The following is a 6,652-nucleotide window of genomic DNA, read 5'->3' as shown; positions in this document are numbered from 1 at the left end:
AGACTGCGTTTCGTCCACCTGTCGGCACACCTGATGCTGCTCGACATTCTGACACAGCCCCAGATCGAGACGTACAACAGGCTGCGCGGCTACAAAGTGCCCGGATAACGGCCGCCTCAGGGAAACAGGGACGGCCGTGTGCCATGTCAACGTCTTGCGTACGACACCGGATATCCGGCGTCCTCGATCGCCTGGCCGATAAGGGCCGGGTCCAGCGTCGTTTCGACGGTCGCCTTCCTGGATGCAAGGTCTACGGTCGCGACGGCAGCCGGATCGGCCGCCTTGATGGCTTTTTCGACCGTGCCCTTGCAGTGGCCGCAGGTCATGTTCTGGATATCGAACTCATACATCTTGATGTCTCCTTTCGATGTGTTGCCTTGATATGGGGCTTCCAACGATAGGAGGGTCAAGGGGAAGTTTTCGGGATGTAATCGATGTCGCGTTTCCCCTGTCCCTAAGGGATAACAACGGCTTGCGGCCATGTCCGCGGGTGAATCTCATCCACGAAGCGCCTGCGTTTGCATATTGTTGCACTGCACGTGTGGCGGCGCGTCAGATTTTGACGAGCATGGCGGTCACGTACATGAAGGCAACACCTGCTGCCAAGCCGCCGAATGACGCAGGTGCCAGCAGTGCCTTGATGCCGTGGCCATTCGAACGGCCCATGAGACCGCAGACTTCGACGATTACCTGGGCGATCGCGCCCGCGCCGACGGCAAGCGCGATCGCGGTCCATTGTGGCGCATAGGCGAGGCTTCCGGTCCAGATTCCGAGCACTGCCGGGCCGCCCGCAAGTAGGGCAAGTCCGACAAAGGAAAGCAGGCTTGGCTTGACCTTGAGAATAGGCGCGGCGATGCCGATGCCCTCGGTGATGTTGTGCAGGGTGAAGCCGAGGACGAGGAACGTGCCCAGGCCGTTTTCCGGAACGACGTTCAGGATACGACCGACAGTGGCGATGTTCTTGGCGACATAATCCTGAACATCCGCAAGGGCGTTGCGAGAAAGTCCGACGACAACGGCGACATCGTCGCCCGGGCCGACTTGGACAATATCCGTATTGGCCAGGGGACCCGTCTTCCCGTCGTCCGACCGCCAGACGCTTGTCGGACCGCGTCCCTTTTGATTGATCTCGACATGGGTGTTCGTCTTGAAGCCCAACAACGCGCCCGCGAGAAATGCCACCGACGAGTGGGTGTCGAGGAACAGGCGGATATTCTTGTCGGTCACCCGGACGCGCTCGAGAAAGCCCTCGATCGCGGGGCGCACGTCTGCGTTCCAGTCTGCACCGGGCTGGAGATGGCGGACGTCGAAGTGATGAAGCAGGGAGAGCGTGTTCTCAGGCGCAGCATCGAGGTGGTCGGTCGGGCCGTCGCTGAACGAACGGATCGAAATGTTCTTCCGGTCCTCGGGCTGTTCGGATTTGATCCAGCCCTGTTCGCGGCAGAACTTTTCGAACCTATCACGGGTAAGAACACTTCGCTGTGCAGTCTTCAGCGCGCGGGCAGCGCCATCTCGCGGGAAGTCCAAGCTGTTCCCGCCTGCGGATAGCCCGACGATCTGGAAATGCAAGTCGACTTGCGTCCGCATATCATCCAGCGATAGATATCCTTCCTTGACGTGAAAGGTTTCGAGTATCGCGAACAGCTGCTCGTCTGTCTCGAGATCGAGGTGCTTCCGCCAGAGCGCGCGGACCTCGCCCATTTCGCTTCGCTCGGTTTTGCCGACCGCGAGCTTACCGACATCGATCCCGTTGTCCGCAGTCGCGATTAGCTTCACCAATGGATCGTTGTCGAGAACACGGTCGGTGGTGATCAGGGTGAAGGTGGAGTTCGGCGGAGCTTTTGCCACCGCGTCCTTGAGCCGCTGTAGAATCGAAAACTTTTCCGCGCCAATGAATTGCGGAGCGATTAGGTCTTTGAACCCGAAACGCCCGGCACGGGTTACGTGGAATTTGATTTGGTGATGCGCGGTCTCCACGGAGAACGGTCGGCGAGACGCCTTTCCCGGACTGTAGCGGACAACCACGTCGTCGAACCCCTTCGGTCCGTCAGTCTCATATGAGACCTCCACGACGTACTTCGTTTCGTTGTTTCGAAGGCCTGAAGCATGCACCCAGAAAAAGCGGGCCTGGTAATCGTGGCCGTCCCAATTTGCGATCACTGCGTCTGCCATTTCGAATGCTTCACACCTTCTGTTTGATTCCTGTTTTGTTCCTTTGGCCATTTCCGCCGACTTTTCGGGTCGGCGGAATGGATTTTCTGTTCAAATGGTTGTCCGGAAAAATTCGCCGGACATAATTTATGTCATCAACATGTCGCCGTGTCAGACTCCTTGTCGCGCCACAGTATGGAGTACGATGAGTAATCAGGAGCACCCACTTGTACTTCCACACGTGTCGCACTTCTCGCAAGTCCCGTTCCGGACCATCGTGAAGTTCTGGCATTCCGAGCACATGTTGCCGGTGTAGCCCTGCGCGATCGAGCGGATGCGGCGTTCGGCCTCCAGCTTCTTGGCGTCGGACTTGGCAGCGGCGGCTTCGGCGGCGGCCTTGTCGGAGAAGAGGGCGGTCACGTCGGGTTCGGCCTCTTCGACAATCTCCTCGGCCAGTTCGGCGGCGCGTTCCTCGTAGTCGCGCTTGAAGGCGACGATTTCGGAGGTCGAGACGGCGGCGACCGGCTCGAGCTTGCGGGCGGCGGAGCCGGCAAAGGCGGTGACGTTGGCGCCGCCGGAGGCTTTGGCCGGAGCAGCGGTTGCAGCCCCCTTCGGCTCTCCGGAAGCGCGGTCGATCTGGCCGCCGGAGACGAGGGTCGGCTTGTGGCCGCGGGTCCAGCCGGTCGAGATCAGGTTGGTCTTGCCCTCCTGGATGCCCTTGCCGAGCGCCGTGTTGGAGAAGTCGGACGTATCGACATGGGCGAGGTCGTGGCGGTTGAGGTAGGAGACGGCGAGTTCGCGGAACACGTAGTCGAGGATCGACGTGGCGTTCTTGATCGCGTCATTGCCCTGCACCATGCCGGCCGGCTCGAACTTGGTGAAGGTGAAGGCCTCCACATATTCTTCCAGCGGCACGCCGTATTGCAGGCCGAGCGAGATGGCGATGGCGAAGTTGTTCATCATCGCCCGGAAGGCGGCGCCTTCCTTGTGCATGTCGATGAAGATCTCGCCAAGGCGGCCGTCGCCGAATTCGCCGGTGCGCAGATAGACCTTGTGACCGCCGACGATCGCCTTCTGGGTATAGCCCTGGCGGCGGTTCGGCAGCTTTTCACGCTCGCGGGTGACCCGCTCGATCACACGCTCGATGATCTTCTCCGTGACCGTGACAGCCTGTGCGGCGGCCGGGGCCTGGATGAAATCCTCCATCGCATCCTCGTCGTCCTCGTCCTCGATCAGCGAGGCGTTAAGCGGCTGGGAGAGTTTCGAGCCATCGCGATAAAGGGCGTTGGCCTTCAGCGCCAGCTTCCAGGAGAGCATGTAGGCGGCCTTGCAATCCTCGACGGTCGCCTCGTTCGGCATGTTGATCGTCTTGGAGATCGCGCCCGAGATGAACGGCTGGGCGGCCGCCATCATGCGGATATGGCTTTCGACCGAGAGATAGCGCTTGCCGATCTTGCCGCAGGGATTGGCGCAATCGAAGACCGGCAGGTGTTCGTTCTTGAGGAACGGCGCGCCTTCCAGCGTCATCGCACCGCAGACATGGATGTTGGCGGCCTCGATGTCCTTCCTCGAGAACCCGATATGCTCGAGCAGGTTGAAGCTCATATCAGTGAGCTGCTCGTCCGAGACCTTCAGCGTGCCCTTGAGGAAGTCGGCGCCGAGCGTCCACTGGTTGAAGACGAACTTGATGTCGAAGGCAGCTTTGGTGGCGGCGTTGATCGCCTCGATCTTGTCGTCGGTAAAGCCCTTGGCCCGCAGCGAGCCGGGGTTGATGCCGGGCGCCTGGTTGATGTTGCCGTGGCCGACGGCATAGGCCTCGATCTCGGCGATCTGGCTTTCCGAATAGCCGAGCGTGCGCAGCGCTTCGGGAACGGCGCGGTTGATGATCTTGAAGTAGCCGCCGCCGGCGAGCTTCTTGAACTTGACGAGGGCGAAATCGGGCTCGATGCCGGTCGTGTCGCAATCCATGACGAGGCCGATCGTGCCGGTCGGCGCGATGACGGAGACCTGGGCGTTGCGGTAGCCGTGCTGCTCGCCGAGTGCCACGGCCTTGTCCCAGGCCGCCTTGGCATGGGCGATCAGGTCGGCATCCGGGCAATCGCCGTGGATGAGGGCAACCGGCTCGACCGAGAGCTTCTCATAGCCCTGGGTTTCGCCGAAGGCGGCGCGGCGATGGTTGCGCATGACGCGCAGCATGTTGTCGCGGTTCGGCTTGAAGCCCGGGAAGGGGCCGAGCTTGGCGGAGATTTCCGCCGAGGTCGCATAGGAAACGCCCGTCATGATGGCGGTCAGCGCACCGGCAATTGCCCGGCCTTCCTTCGAATCGTAGGGAATGCCCGAAGACATCAAGAGGCCGCCGATATTGGCGTAACCCAGACCGAGCGTGCGGTATTCATAGGAGAGCTCGGCGATTTCGCGCGAGGGGAACTGCGCCATCATCACCGAGATTTCGAGCACCAGCGTCCACAGGCGCACGGCATGCTCGTAGTCGGCGATGTTGATGTTCTTGGTGGCGGCGTCCTTGAACTGAAGCAGGTTCAGCGAGGCAAGGTTGCAGGCCGTGTCGTCGAGGAACATGTATTCCGAGCACGGATTGGACGCGCGGATCGGGCCGGCGGCCGGGCAGGTGTGCCAGTCGTTCATCGTGGTGTTGAAGTGCAGGCCCGGATCGGCCGACGCCCAGGCGGCGTAGGAGATCGATTCCCAGAGATCCCGCGCCTTCAGCGTCTTCATCACCTTGCCGTCCTTGCGGGCGGTCAGGTTCCAGTCCCCATCATTTTCCACCGCGCGCAGAAAATCGTCCTTCAGCGAGACGGAGTTGTTGGAGTTCTGGCCGGAGACCGTGAGGTAGGCTTCCGAATCCCAGTCGGTGTCGTAGGTCTTGAACTCGATGTCCTTGTAGCCCTGCTTGGCGAACTGGATGACGCGCTGGACGTAGTTTTCCGGAACCTGGTCCTTCTTGGCCGCCTTGATTTCGCGCTTCAGGGCAGGGTTCTCGGCAGGGTCGAAGCAGGCGTCGTTGTCACCGGAGCAATTGACGCAGGCCTTCATGATCGCCTTCAGGTGCTTGGCGACGATCTTCGAGCCGGTGACGAGGGCGGCGACCTTCTGCTCTTCCTTGACCTTCCAGTTGATATATTCCTCGATATCGGGATGGTCGATGTCGACGACCACCATCTTGGCGGCGCGCCGCGTGGTGCCGCCCGACTTGATGGCGCCGGCAGCGCGGTCGCCGATCTTCAGGAAGGACATCAGGCCGGACGACTTGCCGCCGCCCGACAGCTTTTCGCCTTCGCCGCGCAGATAGGAGAAGTTGGAGCCGGTGCCGGAGCCGTATTTGAACAGGCGGGCCTCGCGCACCCACAGGTCCATGATGCCGCCTTCGTTGACGAGGTCGTCGCCGACCGACTGGATGAAGCAGGCATGCGGCTGCGGATGCTCATAGGCCGACTTCGACTTGACCAGCTTGCCGGTGAAGGGGTCGACATAGAAATGGCCCTGGCCGGGGCCGTCGATGCCATAGGCCCAGTGCAGGCCGGTGTTGAACCACTGCGGCGAGTTGGGAGCGACGCGCTGGGTGGCAAGCATGTAGGCGAGTTCGTCGCGGAAGGCGAGCGCATCGTCTTCAGAGGCGAAATAGCCGCCCTTCCAGCCCCAATAGGTCCAGGTGCCGGCCAGGCGATCGAAAACCTGGCGGGCGTCGGTTTCGGAGCCGTACTGCTCTTCCTTGGGCAGATCCTTCATTGCGGCAAGGTCGGCTTCGGAGCGCCACAGCCAGGAGGGAACGGAATTTTCCTCGACCTTTTTCAGGTGCTTCGGAACGCCCGCCTTGCGGAAATATTTCTGCGCCAGAATGTCGGCCGCGACCTGGCTGAACTGCGCGGGAACATCGATGTCCGCCAGGCGAAACACAATCGAGCCATCCGGATTCTTGATCTCGCTGACGGCCTTGCGGAATTCAATCTCGGCATAGGCCGACTGGCCGGCCTTGGTGAAACGACGTTCGATCTGCATCTGTCCCTTGTCCTTTGTTTGCCGCATGCCCGAACCGCCGAAGCGCTCGGACAAAAATGTCCCCGTCCGGCCGCGAGCGTTATTGCGCAGCCAGCTTCTGTTTCCGCGTTCATGTGGGAAACCCGTCTCGGGTTATCCTGTATCTTGTGCTGATTTTGGCTGCAAATACTAAATATAGTATTAACAACTTCTTTACGCCAGCTTTTTGTGACGTGTTTGGCATCAGGGGCAATCACAAAAAATAACCGTCGCGGCCGGCGATCTTTCACCGGACTGCCTGAACCAAAACGATTTTTTCTGAAATGAACCGGCCTCGTAATGTGTCCGGTCCCGCTGACGCCGCAACGTGAAATCCATTAACGGCATCGCACCCGATTCCGTCAAGGGCTGGTTTGCGGCGTATTTGTGAACACCAGATGTTGTGTGCGCGCCCTGTGGAAAACGGGGACAGAAACCAAACCCAGCAAAATCAGGCGCTTCGTCGACT

Annotated in this window: 3 protein-coding genes; all 3 read right to left on the bottom strand. The window is 60.5% G+C overall.

Features of this window, described 5'->3' with window-relative positions; genetic code table 11:
• Positions 1-146: 146 nt before the first annotated feature.
• The 3 genes from A3AY_RS0106380 to A3AY_RS0106370 all read right to left on the bottom strand — a co-directional run bounded on the left by A3AY_RS0106380 (position 147) and on the right by A3AY_RS0106370 (position 6,165).
• On the bottom strand, positions 147-350 hold the full coding sequence (locus A3AY_RS0106380) for a heavy-metal-associated domain-containing protein (protein WP_018324858.1): 204 nt from the start codon (positions 348-350) through the stop codon (positions 147-149).
• 202 nt (positions 351-552) lie between these two features.
• Complete coding sequence (locus A3AY_RS34550; RefSeq protein WP_018324857.1) at positions 553-2,172, bottom strand: SAVED domain-containing protein; 1,620 nt, start codon at positions 2,170-2,172, stop codon at positions 553-555.
• 192 nt (positions 2,173-2,364) lie between these two features.
• On the bottom strand, positions 2,365-6,165 hold the full coding sequence (locus A3AY_RS0106370; protein ID WP_026203171.1) for a vitamin B12-dependent ribonucleotide reductase: 3,801 nt from the start codon (positions 6,163-6,165) through the stop codon (positions 2,365-2,367).
• Positions 6,166-6,652: the final 487 nt, after the last annotated feature.

Source organism: Rhizobium giardinii bv. giardinii H152, assembly GCF_000379605.1.
Classification (GTDB): domain Bacteria; phylum Pseudomonadota; class Alphaproteobacteria; order Rhizobiales; family Rhizobiaceae; genus Pararhizobium; species Pararhizobium giardinii.
The sequence above is the reverse complement of the archived record's forward strand: the minus strand, read 5'-3'. Positions and strand labels throughout refer to the sequence as shown.

Bases quoted from the DNA above. Each gene is read 5' to 3' on its own strand.
- A3AY_RS0106380 (WP_018324858.1), bottom strand. From the start codon at position 350: ATGTATGAGTTCGATATCCAGAACATGACCTGCGGCCACTGCAAGGGC.
- A3AY_RS34550 (WP_018324857.1), bottom strand. From the start codon at position 2,172: ATGGCAGACGCAGTGATCGCAAATTGGGACGGCCACGATTACCAGGCC.
- A3AY_RS0106370 (WP_026203171.1), bottom strand. From the start codon at position 6,165: ATGCAGATCGAACGTCGTTTCACCAAGGCCGGCCAGTCGGCCTATGCC.